At 45.8% G+C, this 17,341-nt stretch carries 21 protein-coding genes and 1 other annotated feature; all 21 genes read left to right on the top strand.

The annotated features are described in order from the left end of the window. Positions 1 to 8: 8 nt before the first annotated feature. The 21 genes from BQ9856_RS04715 to rpmE all read left to right on the top strand — a co-directional run bounded on the left by BQ9856_RS04715 (position 9) and on the right by rpmE (position 17,181). Positions 9 to 1,199 (top strand): MerR family transcriptional regulator, encoded by a 1,191-nt coding sequence (locus BQ9856_RS04715; RefSeq protein WP_077609939.1) that lies wholly within the window; start codon positions 9 to 11, stop codon positions 1,197 to 1,199. A 79-nt stretch (positions 1,200 to 1,278) separates the two neighbouring features. After that, on the top strand, positions 1,279 to 2,169 hold the full coding sequence (rfbA, locus tag BQ9856_RS04710) for a glucose-1-phosphate thymidylyltransferase RfbA (protein ID WP_077609938.1): 891 nt from the start codon (positions 1,279 to 1,281) through the stop codon (positions 2,167 to 2,169). A gap of 23 nt (positions 2,170 to 2,192) precedes the next feature. Then, positions 2,193 to 3,215, top strand: coding sequence for a dTDP-glucose 4,6-dehydratase (gene rfbB / locus BQ9856_RS04705; RefSeq protein ID WP_077609937.1), 1,023 nt, complete (start codon positions 2,193 to 2,195; stop codon positions 3,213 to 3,215). Positions 3,216 to 3,256: 41 nt separating this feature from the next. Beyond that, positions 3,257 to 4,102: a dTDP-4-dehydrorhamnose reductase gene (rfbD, locus tag BQ9856_RS04700; RefSeq protein ID WP_077609936.1), complete on the top strand. Its 846-nt coding sequence runs from the start codon at positions 3,257 to 3,259 to the stop codon at positions 4,100 to 4,102. A 231-nt stretch (positions 4,103 to 4,333) separates the two neighbouring features. Beyond that, positions 4,334 to 4,483: a 50S ribosomal protein L33 gene (rpmG, locus tag BQ9856_RS04695; protein WP_077609935.1), complete on the top strand. Its 150-nt coding sequence runs from the start codon at positions 4,334 to 4,336 to the stop codon at positions 4,481 to 4,483. Positions 4,484 to 4,507: 24 nt separating this feature from the next. Next, entirely contained in the window at positions 4,508 to 4,711 is a 204-nt protein-coding gene (secE, locus tag BQ9856_RS04690) for a preprotein translocase subunit SecE (RefSeq protein ID WP_077609934.1), read from the top strand. Positions 4,712 to 4,734: 23 nt separating this feature from the next. Continuing rightward, positions 4,735 to 5,250, top strand: coding sequence for a transcription termination/antitermination protein NusG (gene nusG / locus BQ9856_RS04685; protein WP_077609933.1), 516 nt, complete (start codon positions 4,735 to 4,737; stop codon positions 5,248 to 5,250). An 85-nt stretch (positions 5,251 to 5,335) separates the two neighbouring features. Continuing rightward, positions 5,336 to 5,761 carry a 50S ribosomal protein L11 gene (gene rplK, locus BQ9856_RS04680; RefSeq protein ID WP_077609932.1) on the top strand — a complete coding sequence of 142 codons (426 nt, stop codon included), beginning with the start codon at positions 5,336 to 5,338 and terminating at the stop codon, positions 5,759 to 5,761. 161 nt (positions 5,762 to 5,922) lie between these two features. Then, complete coding sequence (gene rplA / locus BQ9856_RS04675) at positions 5,923 to 6,618, top strand: 50S ribosomal protein L1 (protein ID WP_077609931.1); 696 nt, start codon at positions 5,923 to 5,925, stop codon at positions 6,616 to 6,618. A 40-nt stretch (positions 6,619 to 6,658) separates the two neighbouring features. Continuing rightward, positions 6,659 to 6,802, top strand: a sequence feature (ribosomal protein L10 leader region). A 59-nt stretch (positions 6,803 to 6,861) separates the two neighbouring features. Next, positions 6,862 to 7,365 (top strand): 50S ribosomal protein L10, encoded by a 504-nt coding sequence (rplJ, locus tag BQ9856_RS04670; protein ID WP_077609930.1) that lies wholly within the window; start codon positions 6,862 to 6,864, stop codon positions 7,363 to 7,365. 119 nt (positions 7,366 to 7,484) lie between these two features. Then, the gene (gene rplL / locus BQ9856_RS04665; RefSeq protein WP_077609929.1) at positions 7,485 to 7,856 is read left to right on the top strand and encodes a 50S ribosomal protein L7/L12; all 372 of its coding nucleotides are present in this window, start codon (positions 7,485 to 7,487) and stop codon (positions 7,854 to 7,856) included. A gap of 275 nt (positions 7,857 to 8,131) precedes the next feature. Continuing rightward, a complete protein-coding gene (locus BQ9856_RS04660; RefSeq protein WP_077609928.1) occupies positions 8,132 to 8,335 on the top strand; it encodes a cold-shock protein in 204 nt (67 codons plus the stop codon). Positions 8,336 to 8,548: 213 nt separating this feature from the next. Further along, positions 8,549 to 8,989 carry a potassium channel family protein gene (locus tag BQ9856_RS04655; RefSeq protein WP_077610039.1) on the top strand — a complete coding sequence of 147 codons (441 nt, stop codon included), beginning with the start codon at positions 8,549 to 8,551 and terminating at the stop codon, positions 8,987 to 8,989. Beyond that, positions 8,986 to 9,657: an NAD-binding protein gene (locus BQ9856_RS04650; RefSeq protein ID WP_077609927.1), complete on the top strand. Its 672-nt coding sequence runs from the start codon at positions 8,986 to 8,988 to the stop codon at positions 9,655 to 9,657. The genes BQ9856_RS04655 and BQ9856_RS04650 overlap by 4 nt, the downstream gene beginning before the upstream one ends. Beyond that, positions 9,644 to 10,633, top strand: coding sequence for a potassium transporter TrkG (locus BQ9856_RS04645; protein WP_077609926.1), 990 nt, complete (start codon positions 9,644 to 9,646; stop codon positions 10,631 to 10,633). Before BQ9856_RS04650 ends, BQ9856_RS04645 begins: the two co-directional genes overlap by 14 nt. A gap of 2 nt (positions 10,634 to 10,635) precedes the next feature. Then, a complete protein-coding gene (locus BQ9856_RS04640; protein WP_077609925.1) occupies positions 10,636 to 12,117 on the top strand; it encodes a sensor histidine kinase in 1,482 nt (493 codons plus the stop codon). Beyond that, positions 12,114 to 12,803, top strand: a complete 690-nt coding sequence (locus tag BQ9856_RS04635; RefSeq protein ID WP_442855473.1) for a response regulator — start codon at positions 12,114 to 12,116, stop codon at positions 12,801 to 12,803. Before BQ9856_RS04640 ends, BQ9856_RS04635 begins: the two co-directional genes overlap by 4 nt. Before the next feature lie 173 nt (positions 12,804 to 12,976). Next, positions 12,977 to 13,696, top strand: coding sequence for a polysaccharide deacetylase family protein (locus tag BQ9856_RS04630; protein WP_077610038.1), 720 nt, complete (start codon positions 12,977 to 12,979; stop codon positions 13,694 to 13,696). A gap of 47 nt (positions 13,697 to 13,743) precedes the next feature. Then, positions 13,744 to 15,063 (top strand): replication-associated recombination protein A, encoded by a 1,320-nt coding sequence (locus tag BQ9856_RS04625; protein WP_077609923.1) that lies wholly within the window; start codon positions 13,744 to 13,746, stop codon positions 15,061 to 15,063. 166 nt (positions 15,064 to 15,229) lie between these two features. After that, positions 15,230 to 16,837 (top strand): transcription termination factor Rho, encoded by a 1,608-nt coding sequence (gene rho, locus BQ9856_RS04620; protein WP_077609922.1) that lies wholly within the window; start codon positions 15,230 to 15,232, stop codon positions 16,835 to 16,837. Positions 16,838 to 16,971: 134 nt separating this feature from the next. Beyond that, positions 16,972 to 17,181 carry a 50S ribosomal protein L31 gene (gene rpmE, locus BQ9856_RS04615; protein ID WP_013271164.1) on the top strand — a complete coding sequence of 70 codons (210 nt, stop codon included), beginning with the start codon at positions 16,972 to 16,974 and terminating at the stop codon, positions 17,179 to 17,181. Positions 17,182 to 17,341 lie beyond the last annotated feature (160 nt).

Below are 17,341 nucleotides of genomic sequence, written 5' to 3'. Positions count from 1 at the left end.
GAACCGGGATGAATCAGAGGAAAGGCTTTTATACGTCAGGCCAGTTTGCAAAAAAGGCCAATGTATCGATTCGTACCATCCGGTATTATGACAAGCAGGGGTTGTTAAAGCCGGCCGGAATGAGCGACGGCGGTTACCGCCTTTATACGGACTCGGATTTTGCAAAGCTTCAGAAAATTCTTTCCTTAAAATATCTGGGCTTTTCTTTGGATGAGATCCGCTCCATTACCATCAACGATGATGACAACGATTATGTGGAGGAGTCCTTGCGGCTGCAGTTAAATCTGATCCGGAAGAGAATGGAACATTTAAAGCTGGTGGAGCAGACGTTAACAGAGACGTCAAAACTGGTAACGGAGAATAAAGCGGTGGACTGGAATGAAATCCTGCACTTAATCCATATTACCAATATGGAGAAATCCCTTGTGGAACAGTATAAGGATGCAGCGAATATAAACATCCGCATTGGACTCCATAAAAAATATACAAAGAATCCCACAGGCTGGTTTCAATGGCTGTATGGCCTTATGGAGCCTTTGAACGGAAAAAGCATTCTGGAGCTGGGCTGCGGAAATGGGGAACTGTGGCATGCCAATAAGGACAAGCTCCCTTTGGATGCAAGAATCTGCCTGTCGGACGTATCAAAAGGGATGATCCGGGATGTGGAGGAACGCTTAAAAACAGTTCCGGGGCACTTTGCCTTTGAAGTATTTGACTGCCGCCAGATTCCCAAACAGGAGGAAAGCTGCGATATAGCGGCAGCCAATCATGTGCTGTTTTATTTATCGAACCTGGATGCTGCCCTGAAAGAGGTGCAAAGGATCTTGAAACCGGATGGCGTTTTCTACTGCAGCACCTATGGGCGGGACCACATGAAGGAGATCGGCCAGCTTGTAAAAGAGTTTGATTCCAGAATTACCCTTTCCGAAGTTAACTTATATGATGTATTCGGGCTTGAGAACGGAGAGGAAATACTGAAATCCCATTTTGGCTCGGTGGAGAAAAAGGTATTCAAGGATTACTTAGAGGTCAGTGACGCAGGCGCCCTTATGGAATACATCCTGTCCTGCCATGGCAACCAGCAGGAATATTTAAGTGACCGCTACGATGAATTCCGGGAATTTCTGGAAAAGAAGATGGAGAAAAAAGGGTTTCTACATATAACAAAGCAGGCTGGGGCATTTATCTGCATAAAATAAAAAAACAGAGAAAAAGACTTGACAGTGACCTTACGTCACCCTGTATGATGGTATCAAGAATTGATATGGAGGAGAAAAAATGAAGGGAATTATTCTTGCCGGAGGCTCCGGCACAAGACTTTACCCGCTCACCATGGTAACTTCCAAGCAGTTACTGCCTATTTATGACAAGCCCATGATTTATTATCCGCTGTCCGTTTTAATGAATGCAGGAATCCGTGATATCCTGATCATTTCCACACCGGATGACACGCCGCGGTTTGAGGCACTTTTAGGAGACGGGTCCCAGTTCGGCATCCGGTTATCGTATGCAGTTCAGCCGTCACCCGACGGCCTGGCACAGGCATTTGTCATTGGAGAGGAATTTATCGGTGATGACAGTGTGGCCATGATCCTTGGCGACAATATCTTTGCGGGCCACGGACTCAACAAACGTCTTTTAAACGCAGCAAGCAAGAAGGATGGAGCTACCGTGTTCGGCTATTATGTAGATGATCCGGAGCGCTTTGGCATCGTGGAATTTGATTCTGACGGAAAAGCAGTTTCCATTGAAGAAAAGCCGGCAGAACCAAAGAGCAATTATTGCGTGACCGGACTCTATTTCTATGACAATAAGGTTGTGGAATATGCGAAGAATTTAAAGCCATCCGCCCGGGGAGAACTGGAGATCACGGATTTAAACCGCATTTACTTAGAAGAAGGGAAGCTTGATGTGGAGCTTTTGGGCCAGGGCTTTACCTGGCTTGATACGGGAACTCATGAATCCCTGGTGGATGCTACGAATTTTGTCCATACAATGGAGATACACCAGCACAGAAAGATTGCCTGTCTGGAGGAAATCGCTTATTTGAACAACTGGATTACCAAGGATCAGCTTATGAAGAGCATTGAACCTTTGAAAAAGAACCAGTACGGACAGTACCTAATGGATGTCCTTGCCGGAAAATACATTGACAAATTACACGGTTAAGTAAAATCAGGAGGAAATAATACATGAAAATCATTGTTACCGGAGGAGCCGGGTTTATCGGCGGAAATTTTGTGCACCATATGGTGAATAAGTACCCGGATTATCAGATCCTCAATCTGGATCTTCTGACCTATGCAGGAAATCTGGAGACATTAAAGCCTGTTGAGAAGAAACCGAATTATAAATTTGTGAAAGGCGATATTGCAGACAGAAGCTTTATTTTTGACCTTTTCGAGAAAGAAAAGCCGGATGTGGTGGTAAACTTTGCGGCAGAAAGCCATGTAGACCGTTCCATTACCGATCCGGAGGCCTTTGTGAGAACCAATGTTATGGGAACCACCACACTGTTAGATGCCTGCCGGACCTATGGGATCAAACGTTATCATCAGGTTTCCACGGATGAAGTATACGGCGACCTGCCTTTGGACCGCCCGGAATTATTCTTCACAGAGGAAACTCCGCTTCATACTTCAAGCCCCTATTCTTCCTCAAAGGCCAGCGCAGACCTTTTCGTTCTGGCATATCATAGGACGTACGGACTTCCGGTGACCGTTTCCAGATGCTCCAATAACTATGGGCCTTACCATTTCCCGGAGAAGCTGATCCCGTTAATCATCAGCCGCGCTCTTGCAGATGAAGAGCTTCCGGTATACGGGACTGGGGAGAATGTCAGGGACTGGCTCCATGTTTCCGACCACTGTGAGGCCATTGACTTAATCATTCACAAGGGAAGGGTCGGAGAGGTCTACAATGTAGGCGGTCACAACGAGCGAACCAACTTAGAGGTGGTTAAGACCATTCTTAAGGCATTAGACAAACCGGAGAGCCTGATCAAGTTCGTTACGGACCGTCCGGGCCATGACAGACGTTATGCCATTGATCCGAAGAAGCTGGAAACAGAGCTTGGCTGGAAGCCGAAATATAACTTTGACACCGGAATCCGTCAGACCATCCAGTGGTATCTGGACAATGAGGACTGGTGGAAGCATATCATAAATGGGGAGTACCAGAATTATTTTGACAACATGTACGGTAACCGTTTATAAATTTTCCGTCATAATTTCCTTAATGAAGAAAGGAGGCAGCTATGAAAGTATTTGTTACTGGCGTAAAAGGCCAGCTTGGATTTGATGTAGTAAATGAACTGGAAAAACGGGGACACGAGGCTGTGGGCGTGGACATTGAAGAAATGGATATTACGGATGAGGACAGCGTAAACAGGGTCATTAGGAGAACTGCTCCCGACGCAGTCATCCACTGTGCGGCCTATACGGCGGTCGATGCTGCCGAGGACAATGAGGAGCTGTGCAGGAAGGTTAACGCAGACGGCACGGGAAACATAGCCAGGGTATGCCGGGAACTGGATATCAAGATGATGTATATCAGTACGGACTATGTGTTTAACGGCCAGGGGACCCGTCCCTGGGAGCCGGATGACAAAAGAGAACCGTTAAATGTCTACGGTCAGTCCAAATATGAGGGGGAACTGGCGGTAGAAGAAAATCTGACCAGGTATTTTATCGTACGCATTGCCTGGGTGTTCGGGGTGAACGGAAAGAATTTTGTAAAGACCATGCTGAATCTTGGAAAGACCCGGGATAAGGTGACCGTGGTTGCCGACCAGATCGGCTCACCGACCTATACTTATGACCTGGCCCGCCTGCTGGTGGATATGATCGAGACGGAAAAATACGGCCGTTATCATGCAACCAACCAGGGGCTGTGCAGCTGGTATGAGTTTGCCTGTGAGATCTTTCGCCAGACCGGCATGAATGTAAAGGTGGAGCCTGTGGCCGCTGACCAGTATCCTGTAAAGGCAAAGCGGCCCATGAACAGCCGCATGAACAAGGATAAACTGGGGGCAAACGGTTTTCGCCGCCTTCCTTCCTGGCAGGATGCCCTGGCAAGGTATCTTGGGAAGATCGAATATTAAAAATTATACACGGGAAACTTTTTTACTTGCTTTTTATAGTTTCCCGTGTTATAATGTCAGAACGTCTTAATTTCACAGGTTTTTGTAAAAAAAGATTGACGAATCCTGCCCCGTATGTTATAGTAATTGGGCGAATGGAAGAGCTTAGGTCTTTTTTTTATGCTCAAAATTACTTGCAGCAGAGAAGAGGACTGAAACACAACAACGAAAATTTAAGTGGAGGTGGAAGTCGTGCGCACAAAGATCACACTGGCATGTACTGAATGCAAACAGCGTAACTACAACATGACCAAGGATAAGAAGACTCATCCGGACAGAATGGAAACCAAGAAGTACTGCAGATTCTGTAAGAGCCATACGTTGCACAAGGAAACGAAGTAATCGGTTTGTAAAGGATGTGAGATTATGGGAGATACAGTGAACAACGAGGGTGCTCAGAAGAAGAGCTTTTTTAAGGGCTTGAAAGCTGAGTTCGCAAAAGTCGTTTGGCCTGACAAGGAAACCGTAACGAAACAGACGATCGCTGTCACGTCAGCATCGATTGCTTTAGGACTGATTATCGCGATTCTTGATCTGATCATCAAGTTTGGTCTCAGTTTTATCTTATAATTCGTAAGGGTTAAGGTGAGTTTATGTCAGAAGCAAATTGGTATGTAGTCCATACCTATTCAGGTTATGAGAACAAAGTAAAAGTCGACATTGAGAAAACAATCGAAAACAGAAACTTGCAGGATCAGATTCTGGAAGTATCGGTTCCGCTCGAATCCGTCATTGAGCTTAAGAATGGCGTTGAGAAAAAGGCCGATAAAAAGATGTTCCCCGGCTACGTACTGATTCACATGGTCATGAATGACGACACATGGTATGTGGTACGTAATACCCGTGGAGTGACAGGCTTTGTAGGTCCTGGATCAAAACCGGTTCCTCTGACAGAAGAAGAGATGGAGAAGCTTGGATTCAAGAACGAAGAGGTCATCGTTGGCTTTGAAGAGGGAGATACCGTTGTGGTAACTTCCGGTGCATGGAAGGATACGGTTGGTGCTGTCAAGTCCATCAACGAGGGTAAGAAAACCATCACCATGAGCGTTGAGATGTTCGGCCGGGAGACTCCGGTGGAATTAAGCTTCAACGAAGTAAAGAGGATGTAACAAGTAAAAGCGGCTTATACCGGTGTATAGGCTCGTGGGAGGGAAATCCCCGACAATACCACATTTATTTAGGAGGTGCCTAATTATGGCAAAGAAAGTAACAGGATATATCAAATTGCAGATTCCGGCAGGAAAGGCTACACCAGCTCCTCCTGTAGGTCCGGCACTTGGACAGCATGGTGTAAATATCGTACAGTTTACAAAGGAATTTAACGCCAGAACAGCTGATCAGGGAGATTTAATCATTCCGGTTGTTATCACTGTTTATGCTGACAGAAGCTTCAGCTTCATAACCAAAACTCCGCCAGCTGCTGTATTATTAAAGAAGGCCTGCAAGATCAAATCCGGATCTGCAGTACCGAATAAGACAAAAGTGGCTACGATTTCCAAGGCTGAATTACAGAAGATCGCTGAACTGAAGATGCCGGATTTAAATGCAGCATCTGTTGAGTCAGCTATGAGCATGATCGCCGGTACCGCAAGAAGTATGGGGATCACGGTAGAGGCATAATTTTCTTAATGAAGGTAAGGACCGTACAGCCTGAATTTGGGAAATCAGCCGTTCGATGAGCCGCCAGGCGAACCGAACTTCCTCATCAGTATCGCAGTCGACGAAGTTTTTAGAACGTGGGAGGGAAAATCCCCGACAATACCACTAGGAGGTTATTTAGAATGAAAAGAGGAAAAAGATACGCAGAGGCAGCAAAGACAGTAGATCGTTCTGTTCTCTACGATGCACCGGTAGCAATCTCTTTAGTTAAGAAGAATGCAAGTGCTAAATTTAATGAAACCATTGAAGCTCATATCAGAACCGGTTGTGACGGACGTCACGCAGACCAGCAGATCCGTGGTGCCGTTGTGCTTCCTCACGGTACAGGGAAAACTGTTCGTATTTTAGTTTTCGCTAAGGGACCGAAGGCTGATGAAGCACAGGCTGCAGGCGCAGATTACGTTGGAGCTGAGGAACTGATTCCGAAGATCCAGAACGAAGGCTGGCTGGATTTTGATGTAGTTGTTGCTACTCCGGATATGATGGGTGTTGTTGGTCGTCTGGGCCGTGTCCTGGGACCGAAGGGCTTAATGCCAAACCCGAAAGCCGGTACTGTTACGATGGACGTAACAAAAGCGATCAACGATATCAAAGCTGGTAAGGTTGAGTACAGACTTGATAAAACAAATATTATCCACGTGCCAGTTGGAAAAGCTTCTTTCACAGAAGAACAGTTAGCGGACAACTTCCAGACGCTTGTTGATGCAATCGTCAAAGCAAAACCAAGTACAGTTAAAGGTGCTTACTTAAAGAGTGTTACACTGGCTTCCACAATGGGACCTGGCGTAAAGCTGAATGTAGCAAAGTTAATGGGTTGATTTTGTTTTATGGTTGACATTAATTATAAATAATGTTATACTACGCTAGTATTGACTGCCGAAGACAGCAGGTGCCGCAAGGCATAAGGTGTTAACGCCTGCCGAGGAACGTACAAGAATCATTTTCTGTAAATGAATTGTAGACCTCTCTGTCCGTCAGGCAGAGAGGTTTTTCTTTGCGGTTTATACGAGCGGGCCTTACGGGTGACCGTACGGCTCAGACTAAACAGGAGGTAAACCATAATGGCAAAAGTTGAATTAAAGCAGCCAGTTGTAAGCGAGATCAAGGAATTGCTCGACGGCGCTGAGACCGCAGTTGTCGTAGACTACCGCGGTATCACAGTGGCTGAGGATACAGAGCTTCGTAAGAGATTAAGAGAGGCTGGAGTATCCTACAAAGTATATAAGAATACCATGATCCGTTTCGCAGCTAAGGGTACAGCATTTGAAGCTCTGGACCCTAATCTGGAAGGACCTACAGCGATCGCTGTATCCAAGACAGATGCAACAGCTCCGGCAAGAATCCTGGCTGAGTTCGCTAAGACAGCTCCGGCATTAGAGATTAAGGGCGGCGTTGTTGAGGGCGTTTACTATGATGCAAAGGGTATGGAACAGGTTTCCAGCATTCCTTCCAGAGAAATTCTTCTTGGAAAGTTACTGGGAAGCATCCAGTCTCCTATCACAAACTTTGCCCGCGTACTCAAGCAGATTGCAGACGCTCAGGGCGGAGAAGCAGCAGAGGCATAATTTTCTTAATGAAAGCAAGCGAAAGCGCAGCCTGAATTTAGAAAATCAGCCGTTCGACGAGCCGTCAGGCGAATCGAACTTCCTAAAAATAAACATATTAATTACGGAGGTATATTATCATGGCAAAGTTAACAACAGCTGAATTTATCGAAGCGATCAAAGAATTATCTGTATTAGAATTAAACGAATTAGTAAAGGCATGTGAGGAAGAGTTCGGTGTATCTGCAGCAGCAGGCGTAGTAGTTGCAGCAGCAGGCCCTGCAGCAGCAGCGGAAGAGAAGACAGAATTTGACGTAGAATTAACAGAAGTTGGTCCAAACAAGGTTAAAGTTATTAAGGTTGTTCGTGAAGCTACAGGCTTAGGCTTAAAGGAAGCAAAAGACGTAGTTGACGGCGCTCCTAAGGTGTTAAAGGCTGGCGCTTCCAAGGAAGAAGCTGAGCAGATCAAGACTTCTTTAGAGGCGGAAGGCGCAAAAGTTACCTTAAAGTAATATTATTTAAAGTAATATTATTTTACGGTTATTTCGGACAGGGTCCCTACCTTTTAGACAGGAACAGGGCCCTGTTTTTTTACATTATAAAATAAATAGAATGGTCTTGACAATTTTGTATATTCAGGTTAGAATGAACGTGTATTATCGAATGGAGTTATGATTTCACATATTTTTGTAAGTCATTATTTTCGGATGATGATTTACAAAAATATGTGATTTTTTGTTTCAGGCGATATATCAAACAATTTTTTATTTTATAGGAGGTACACGTTATGAACAACGGTACAGTAAAATGGTTTAATGGTGCTAAGGGATATGGTTTTATCGTAAATGACGCAACTGGCGAGGAAGTTTTCGTACATTTCTCCGGCATCGTTGCAGACGGTTATAAGACTCTGGAAGAAGGCCAGAAGGTAACCTATGATACAACAGAAGGAAACCGTGGTCTGCAGGCAGTTAATGTTAACCTTGCTTAATTAAATCAGCGTTTTATAAGTAAGATCTGAGGGCTGTCCCCCCATTTTAATAATGGAGGGGCAGCCCTTTTTGTGATTTTAAATCGGAGTATATGGGGCCTTTATAAAATATTTATACGGGGATGCATATCACTACTATCATTTTTATAAGGGAGACATTTAAACTAAAGGCGTATGGATTTAAGGTATCAGACAGAAGGGAAGGAACCGTATATGCTTTTTCTTAAAACAAAAACGATCATCATAGCCGGAGCCAGCCGGTTTGGTGCGGGGTTAGCAGGAAGACTGTCCGGCCGCAATACGAGAATTGTAGTAATTGATTTAAAGGAAGAAGCTTTTAGAAAGCTGCCGGAAGACTTCTCCGGGCATCAGATCGTAGGCGATGGGACCGATACAGAGCTTTTAAAGCAGGTGGGCATTGAACAGGCCCAGATTTTTATTGCCGCTACAGATGAGGACAATGTGAATATTCTGGCAGCGCAGATTGCCAGCCGGATTTTTAAGGTGCCCGAGGTCTTTTTGAGACTGAATGATAAGGATAAGGAAAAATTGATCAGTGGGTTTAATATGAAAGCAATCTGTCCGTTTGTTTTATCAGTCAATGAATTTGACCGTCTTACAGAAGGGGAATATCAGGAGGCTGCGGGTTCATGAAAATTGCAATAGCAGGAGGAAGAGATGAAGCAGATTTTTTGATCGGGCTTCTTCTCATGGGAAAACATAAGCTGATCGTAATGAATGAAGATAAGGCTTATTGTGAACATCTGGCCTCGGTATATGACAGGATTTCCGTAATTTATGGAGATCCGAGCAAGGAATATGTGATGAATGATGCCGAAGTCAGGGGCTTTGATGTGATGATAGCCCTTTGTGATAAAGATGCGGATAATCTTTTAATATGTCAGATGGCCAAGCGCCTGTTCGCTTTGAAAAAGACGGTTTGTACCGTAAGAAACCCAAAGAATGTGGAAATATTCGAAATTCTCGGGGTGGACCGTGCAATCAGCGCGACCTATATGCTGGCTCATTTTATTGAACAGGCCTCTGTTTTAGAGGATATTGTAAAGGTGGTGCCCTTAGAAAATGAGCAGGTGCTGGTGAATGAAATGAAGGTAAAATCAAACTGTCCGGCTATGGATAAGAAGATTGTGGAATTAAAGCTTCCGAAAGGTACCATTATAAGCTGCATCATACGGGATACGGAGGTATTTGTTCCCGGCGGAGAAAGTAAAATAATAGCGGGAGACCGTCTTGTGGTGATGACAACACCTAAGAACCAGCAGGAGGCTGTGAAGGCAATTGTAGGATATGAACAGGAATAATTATGATGTAAAACAATGGAAAATTTCGGAGCAGGAGTTGAAAGGCGGCCGGCTCATCGCAGGATATATGGGAATTGTGATGATGCTTGCAGGCATGATCACCCTGCTCCCTCTTTTTATTTTAATTTTTTATCCGGAGGAGGCAGGACAGGCCTGCTGCTTTGTGATCCCAGGCGTTTGTTCCACTCTGGCAGGCTATCTTCTCAGCCTGATGCTGCTTGGAAGTACGAATTTTTTTGTTCACCTGCTTCTGATCAGGGGAAGGTTTAAAGCGGTATTTTTTCATTGTGAAACCCGTTTGACCATATTCCTTTTGGCTCTTTTTGTCCCTGTTTTGGCGGTGCTTTTGTTTATGGGAATGTACGGCGGGATTTCGGAAAGTTTTCGTATCGCCCTGTTTCAGGCGGTATCTGCGCTTACAACTGCAGGCTTTCAGACTGTGGACAGCTTTGCGGACTGGACGCCTCCCATGATATTCCTTATGATCGTTCTGATGCTGATAGGCGGCGGCACAGGATCCACTGCGGGAGGATTGAAGATTTACCGGGTTTATGTTATGCTGAAGGAAATATGGTGGAATCTTGCCCAAAGCATTTATCCGAACCGCGTAGTATTCACCGAACAGATCAACCGGGGCGGGAAAAAAGAAAATGTCACCGATAAGGAGAAGAACCAGATCAATGCCTTTGTATTTTTCTATCTTTTGATTTTTGCGATAGGAACCTTTATTTTCTGCTGCTTTGGATATTCGGTTCAGGATTCCATGTTTGAATTTGCATCGGCGTTAAGTACGGTGGGGCTTTCCGTAGGAATCACCGCATATGACGCAAGCCCTGTGATACACTGGACGGCAAGCGCAGGTATGCTGCTCGGCCGATTGGAAATTTATGTGGTGTTCATAGCGGCGACAAGAATGGCTGCTGATGGCAGGGAATTCTTCCTTCAGCATAAGAAAGCAAAGGAGAGGAAACTGTAAATATGAATATAGAAGTGAAAAGCATGGTTTTACAGGTCCGGTTCCTAAAGAATACTTGTAAGGTTCTCATGATCTGGCTGCTTTCTACCATGTTCGCCATTGTGCTGAACCACATTGGCGTCAGGATAGAAACCCTTTTGCTGATCTTCGTGGTAGGCGTAGTGATCTGCAGCGTAGAGACCAGCAGCATGTGCTGGGGGATCTCTTCTGCGTTTATATTTGTATTTACCTTTAATTATTTGTTTACCGCTCCCAGATTTACTTTTCGGGTTGATGATCCGAACTATGTAATCTCTCTGATTATATTTATTGTAGTAGCTTTCATTGTGACATCTCTCACGGTCAAGCTGCAGAAACAGATGGATATTGCCAGGATCAGAGCCAGGGTCACCGTTGAATTAAATACCATTGGAAATGGTTTTCTGAATCTTTCCGGACGTCCTTCTATCGTGAAGTACAGCTTAAACAGCCTTCAGAATCTGACAGGAAAAAAAGCGGATATTCTTCTTCGGGATAAAGCGGAAAGGGAGTTTGAGGACAGCATTGCAGAATGGTGCTACAAAAATTCCATGACATGCGGATATGGGGAAGCCCAGTTTGGTGAAAATACAAAACTCTATATGCCGATCCGCAACAGCAGCAGGACCTATGGGGTCATTGTCTTTGACTGCAGCGGGGGAGTGCTTGCGGACGAAGAACGAATGTATGTGGATACGGTCATTTCCCAGCTCACTCTGGTTCTGGAACGGGAGAGGTTAAATGAGGAAAAGGAGGAATCCAGTCTCCAGATCGAGAGAGAACGGCTGAGAAGCACGCTTTTGCGAAGCATTTCCCATGATTTAAGGACACCTCTTACAGGGATAGCTGGTAATTCCAATTTCCTTTATGATAATTATGGACTTGTAGATGAGGAAAGCGCCAAAAGCATGCTGAAGGATATCTGTACGGATGCGGAGTGGCTGAATTCCATGGTTGAAAATCTTCTTAATATGACCCGCATTCAGGAGGGCAGGCTGGATATCAATAAGAAAAATGAAGTTGTGGATGACCTGATATCAGAAGCGGTTTCCCTGATATCCAGACGGTTGGGAAAACATAATTTAAAAACCGTAACGCCTTCGGAAATCATTCTGATCCCGGTAGATGCAAGTTTGTTTACGCAGGTCCTGGTAAACCTGATGGATAATGCGGTAAGGCATTCCGGAGATAATACGCAGATCACCGTATCCGCCGCGGCAAAAGGGAAAAAAATGGTTTTCACTGTTTCGGACGACGGCGCAGGGATTCCTGTAGACAAAATGGAGCATATTTTTGACAATTTCTTTACCACAGCCTACCGGGACGGGGACCGGCATAGGGGAGCGGGTCTTGGACTTACCATTTGCAAGGCTATTGTGGAAGCACATGGCGGCTGCATTCATGCGTACCAAAACAGCAAAGGCGGGGCATCTTTTCAGATAGAATTGCCTATGGAGGATTTATGATGAATGAAGTAAATATTCTTGTAATTGAAGATGACAAGAGCATACAGAATTTTATCCGGATAACGCTTAAAACCAAGGGATACGGCTGCATTCTGGCAGATGACGGACTGGCGGGAATTTCATATTTTTATGCAAATAACCCGGATCTGATCCTTCTTGACTTAGGGCTTCCGGATGTGGAGGGAATGGAGGTACTGGATCAGATACGCAAGGAATCAGAGATACCCGTGATTATTGTTTCTGCCCGTGGACTGGAGCAGGAGAAGGTACAGGCTCTGGATTCGGGGGCGGACGACTATATTACCAAGCCCTTTCATGCGGGAGAGCTTCTTGCAAGAATCCGTGTGGCTCTCCGCCATCGAAGCGGGCTGCCCAAGCCGGGGGAGTCATTTGAACTGGAAACGTTTAAAATGGACTTTGAAAAAAGAAAGGTTACGGTCGGTGAGGAGGAGGTCCACCTTACTCCCATAGAATATAAAATGCTGAAGCTGCTTGTGACGAATGCAGGCAGAGTTCTGACCCATCACTATATTCAGAAGGAAGTTTGGGGGTATGATACTACGGATGATTACCAGTCGATCCGGGTGTTCATGGCTAATATCAGAAGAAAAATTGAAGAGGACTCCACCAAACCGAGGTTCATCCTTACTGAGGTAGGAGTGGGATACCGGTTTGTAGAATGTTAAAATTTTATCAATTACATTAAAATTTTATAACTCGCTCAAAATTTTTAAATATAGTATAATTATAGAGCAAATTAGGAGGATAAGATAGAAAAAAACAGAAAAATTTCGGTTTTATTTTTATGTATCGGCCCATAGATTTAATAATAATGGTAGAAAGCCGGACTTATGGAATTATGAAAATAAAATGGAAAGCAGCCTGCCTTCTGGCTGTTCTCATACTGGATATTTTTTTCTTGAGAGCTATGTATCAGTCCTATACGCAGGCAAAGAATACTCTGTTTCTCCCTGTGGATGCGGGGGCAGAAGAAAGGGATGAGGTCCGGAGGCAGTTTTCCGGGGATAAGCAGATTGCACTGACCTTTGATGACGGTCCGCATTCTGTTTATACGCCCCGGCTCCTTGACGGCCTTCGGAAAAGAGGCGTTCATGCCACGTTTTTTCTTGTTGGAGAGAATGTGGAGGGCAAGGAGGCCATTGTGAAGCAAATGCAGGAGGATGGCCATTTGATCGGCAATCATGGGTACAGCCATGTACAGATGAGCAAGGAAGAGGTGAATACGGCCTGCGAGCAGATCGAGGAGAATAATAAGCTGATAGAGTCCATTACCGGAAAAAGGCCCGAGTACCTGCGTCCGCCTTATGGCTCCTGGAGCGAAGAGCTGGAATGTACGACCAATATGACGGTGGTGCTTTGGGATGTGGATCCCCGGGACTGGAAATCCAAGAATGCCAAAAAAGTGGTGCGCCACATTGTCAAGCATGTGGAGCCCGGGGATATTATCCTTCTCCATGATGTGTACCCTACTTCGGTGGAAGCGGCCCTTGAAGTGATTGACACTTTAACAAAGGAGGGCTATACTTTTGTTACAGTGGATGAGCTTTTGGTGGATTGATCTGCCTGGAGATCCACCGGAGGATTTAAGGATACAGGAGAATGGAAATGGATTTGTTTGATTATATGAGGGAAAATACTATGGAAAAGGAATCTCCGCTTGCGTCGAGGCTCCGGCCGTCGAAGCTTGACGAGGTAGTAGGGCAGCAGCACATCATTGGCAAGGATAAGCTGCTCTACCGCGCCATCAAAGCGGACAAGCTGGGATCTGTAATTTTTTACGGACCGCCGGGAACTGGAAAAACCACACTGGCCAGGGTGATAGCCAATACCACCAGTGCGGATTTTAAGCAGCTGAATGCTACGGTGGCGGGAAAAAAGGATATGGAAGAGATTATGAAGGAGGCTAAGGATTCCCTGGGAATGTACGGTAAAAAGACCATTCTCTTCGTAGATGAGATCCACCGCTTTAACAAAGGGCAGCAGGACTACCTGCTACCTTTTGTGGAAGATGGGACGCTCATCCTCATCGGGGCAACCACGGAGAATCCTTATTTTGAAGTGAATGGAGCTCTTCTTTCCAGGTCCCGGGTTTTTGAGTTAAAATCATTGGAAAAAGATGATATCAAGGAGCTGATCCGCCGCGCTGTCTATGACAGGGACAAGGGGATGGGCTCTTATCATGCTGTCATTGACGAGGAAGCGATGGAGTTCCTGGCGGATGTATCCAATGGAGATGCAAGGGCTGCCTTAAATGCGGTGGAACTTGGCATTATGACCACGGACCGGAACCCTTCAGACGGTAAAATCCATATTGATCTGGAAACAGCCCAGGAGTGCATTCAAAAGCGTGTTGTCCGATACGATAAGGCAGGAGACAACCACTACGATACTATATCTGCCTTTATTAAAAGCATGAGGGGATCGGATCCGGATGCGGCAGTATACTATCTTGCCAGGATGCTGTATGCCGGAGAGGATATTAAGTTTATTGCCAGAAGAATCATGATCTGTGCCGCAGAGGATGTCGGCAATGCCGATCCCCAGGCGCTTGTGGTAGCGGTAGCGGCAGCCCAGGCGGCGGAAAGAATCGGGCTTCCGGAGGCTCAGATCATCCTGGCGGAAGCGGTCACTTATGTGGCTTCAGCACCGAAGAGCAACGCTGCCTGTGTGGCGGTGTTTGAGGCGTTGGATGCGGTACGGAATCAGAAGACCATGCCGGTTCCGGTCCATCTGCAGGATGCCCACTACAAAGGAGCTGCGAAGCTGGGGCATGGGCAGGGCTATCTCTATGCCCATGATTATCCCAATCATTATGTAAAGCAGCAGTATCTTCCTGACGGAATGGAGGGCACGGCGTTCTACCGCCCTACGGAGAATGGTTATGAGCGCAAAATCAAAGAGCACTTAAGCTTTCTAAAAAAATAACTTTTCTTTTTTCCTGCAAAGGTATATAATAGGCGTATCGTACGACCTGATTTAACATGATTTGGGCCGGGAGGGTGCTTCCGGCCATCTGTTTGCGATATTCTATCGTGAATCATTCCCAAGATTACGAAACAATTGTTATAAAGGAATCATGAAGGAGAATAATATGCGTGAAAAATTAAAGACATTGCCGTTAGCGGAATTAAAAGAGCTTGCAAAAGCCCAGGGGATCAAGGGTTGCAGCTCCATGCGAAAAGCTGAAATTATAGATCTGCTTTGTGAAAAGGAAGGGGAGGCTTCTGCGTCAGGTGTTTCGTCGGGGAACGCTTCGGTAGAGAAGGCGGAAGGACCGGATCGGGAAGCAGGTAAAGCGGACGGTTCGGGACATCAGCCGCAGAATGGGAGCAGTATGGGCCAGCAGGGCCAGATGGTAATGGACCAGCAGGGTCTGTCAACAGGAACGGGCCAGAGGAAGACGGTCATCCGCTCCTACCGTGCGGAATCGCAGCAGAGACCTTCCGGTTACCGTCCTGCGCCTGGAAACAGCGCAGAGGCTCCGGCCAGGAATGAGGTGCGCCAGGAAAACGTACAGGAAGAGTCCAAAGGAGATTTTCAGCCAAGTCCTGAGCTGCAGGAACTGGACAGCGGCATAGAGGCCCATGGAATACTGGAAGTTATGCCGGATGGCTTCGGTTTTATCCGCTGTGAAAATTACCTTCCGGGAGAAAATGATGTCTATGTGGCGCCTTCCCAGATACGGCGTTTTAATATGAAGACAGGAGACATCATCCACGGCAGCCGCAGGGTGAAGACAGCAGCAGAAAAATTTGCCGCTCTTTTATATGTAAAGAATATCAACGGTTACCCTGCAAACGTGGCAGAACGCCGTCCAAATTTTGAAAATATGACTCCTGTGTTCCCGGATAAAAGGCTTCATATGGAGACATCAGGAGGAAAGAGTACCACTGCCATGCGGGTTCTGGATCTTTTGGCTCCGATTGGAAAAGGGCAGAGAGGTATGATCGTGTCACCGCCGAAGGCAGGTAAAACAACCTTGCTGAAACAGGTGGCAAAGGCCATAACAGTGAATCACCCGGAGATCCATCTGATGATTCTTTTGATCGATGAGCGTCCTGAAGAAGTAACGGATATCAAGGAATCCATTGTAGGAAATAACGTGGAGGTCCTCTATTCAACATTTGATGAGCTTCCCGAGCGCCATAAAAGGGTGTCGGAGATGGTGATCGAACGGGCCAAACGCCTTGTGGAGCATGGCCGTGATGTGGTAATCCTCTTAGACAGCATTACCCGTCTGGCAAGGGCCTACAACTTAACTGTGGCACCGAGCGGCCGTACCCTGTCCGGCGGTCTGGATCCGGCAGCCCTTCATATGCCGAAGCGCTTTTTCGGAGCGGCCAGAAACATGCGGGAGGGAGGCAGCTTAACGGTTCTGGCCACCGCTCTTGTGGATACGGGCAGCCGTATGGATGACGTCATTTATGAGGAGTTTAAGGGAACCGGTAACATGGAGCTGGTTCTTGACCGGAAGCTGTCTGAGAAGAGGATTTTCCCTGCAATTGATATTCTTAAGTCCGGTACCAGAAGGGATGATCTGCTGCTTACCAGGGAAGAAGCAGAGGCGGTTGACGTTGTCCGCAAAGCTACCAATACATTGAAGCCGGAAGATGCAGTGGAGAAAATACTGGACTTATTCTCAAGAACCAGAAACAATCGTGAGTTCGTGGAGACCTCCAAAAAAATGCGCTTCTTCTAGGAATTCCGAGTTTTTATAGAAATAAATACTTGCATTAAAAAGTATTCTATGTTATACTATACAAGCTGTTTATTAGACAAAGTCGGTTTGCGGACCGCGATTTAATAGAAATCAGAGTATGCGAGGTGAAAATCATGAAAGAGGGAATCCATCCAAATTATTACCAGGCAAAGGTTGTCTGCAACTGCGGTAATGAATTCGTAACTGGTTCTACAAAGGAAGATATCCACGTAGAAGTTTGTTCTAAATGCCATTCATTCTACACCGGTCAGCAGAAAGCTGCTTCCGCACGTGGACGTATTGATAAATTCAATCGTAAGTATGGCGTTAAGGCTGAGGCATAATTTCTTTAATGAATGCAGGCGTAGCGCAGCATGAATTTAGGAAATCAGCCGTTCCATGCGCCGTAAGGCGTATCGAACTTCCTTATTATATCAGGAGCAGAGAAAAGGTTGAGTTTGGTGGAAACACTTTAGCTCAACCTTTTTTGAGATTGGAATGAGC

The sequence above is a fragment of the Clostridium sp. Marseille-P2415 genome, assembly GCF_900155545.1.
Classification (GTDB): domain Bacteria; phylum Bacillota; class Clostridia; order Lachnospirales; family Lachnospiraceae; genus Lacrimispora.
The sequence above is the reverse complement of the archived record's forward strand: the minus strand, read 5'-3'. Positions and strand labels throughout refer to the sequence as shown.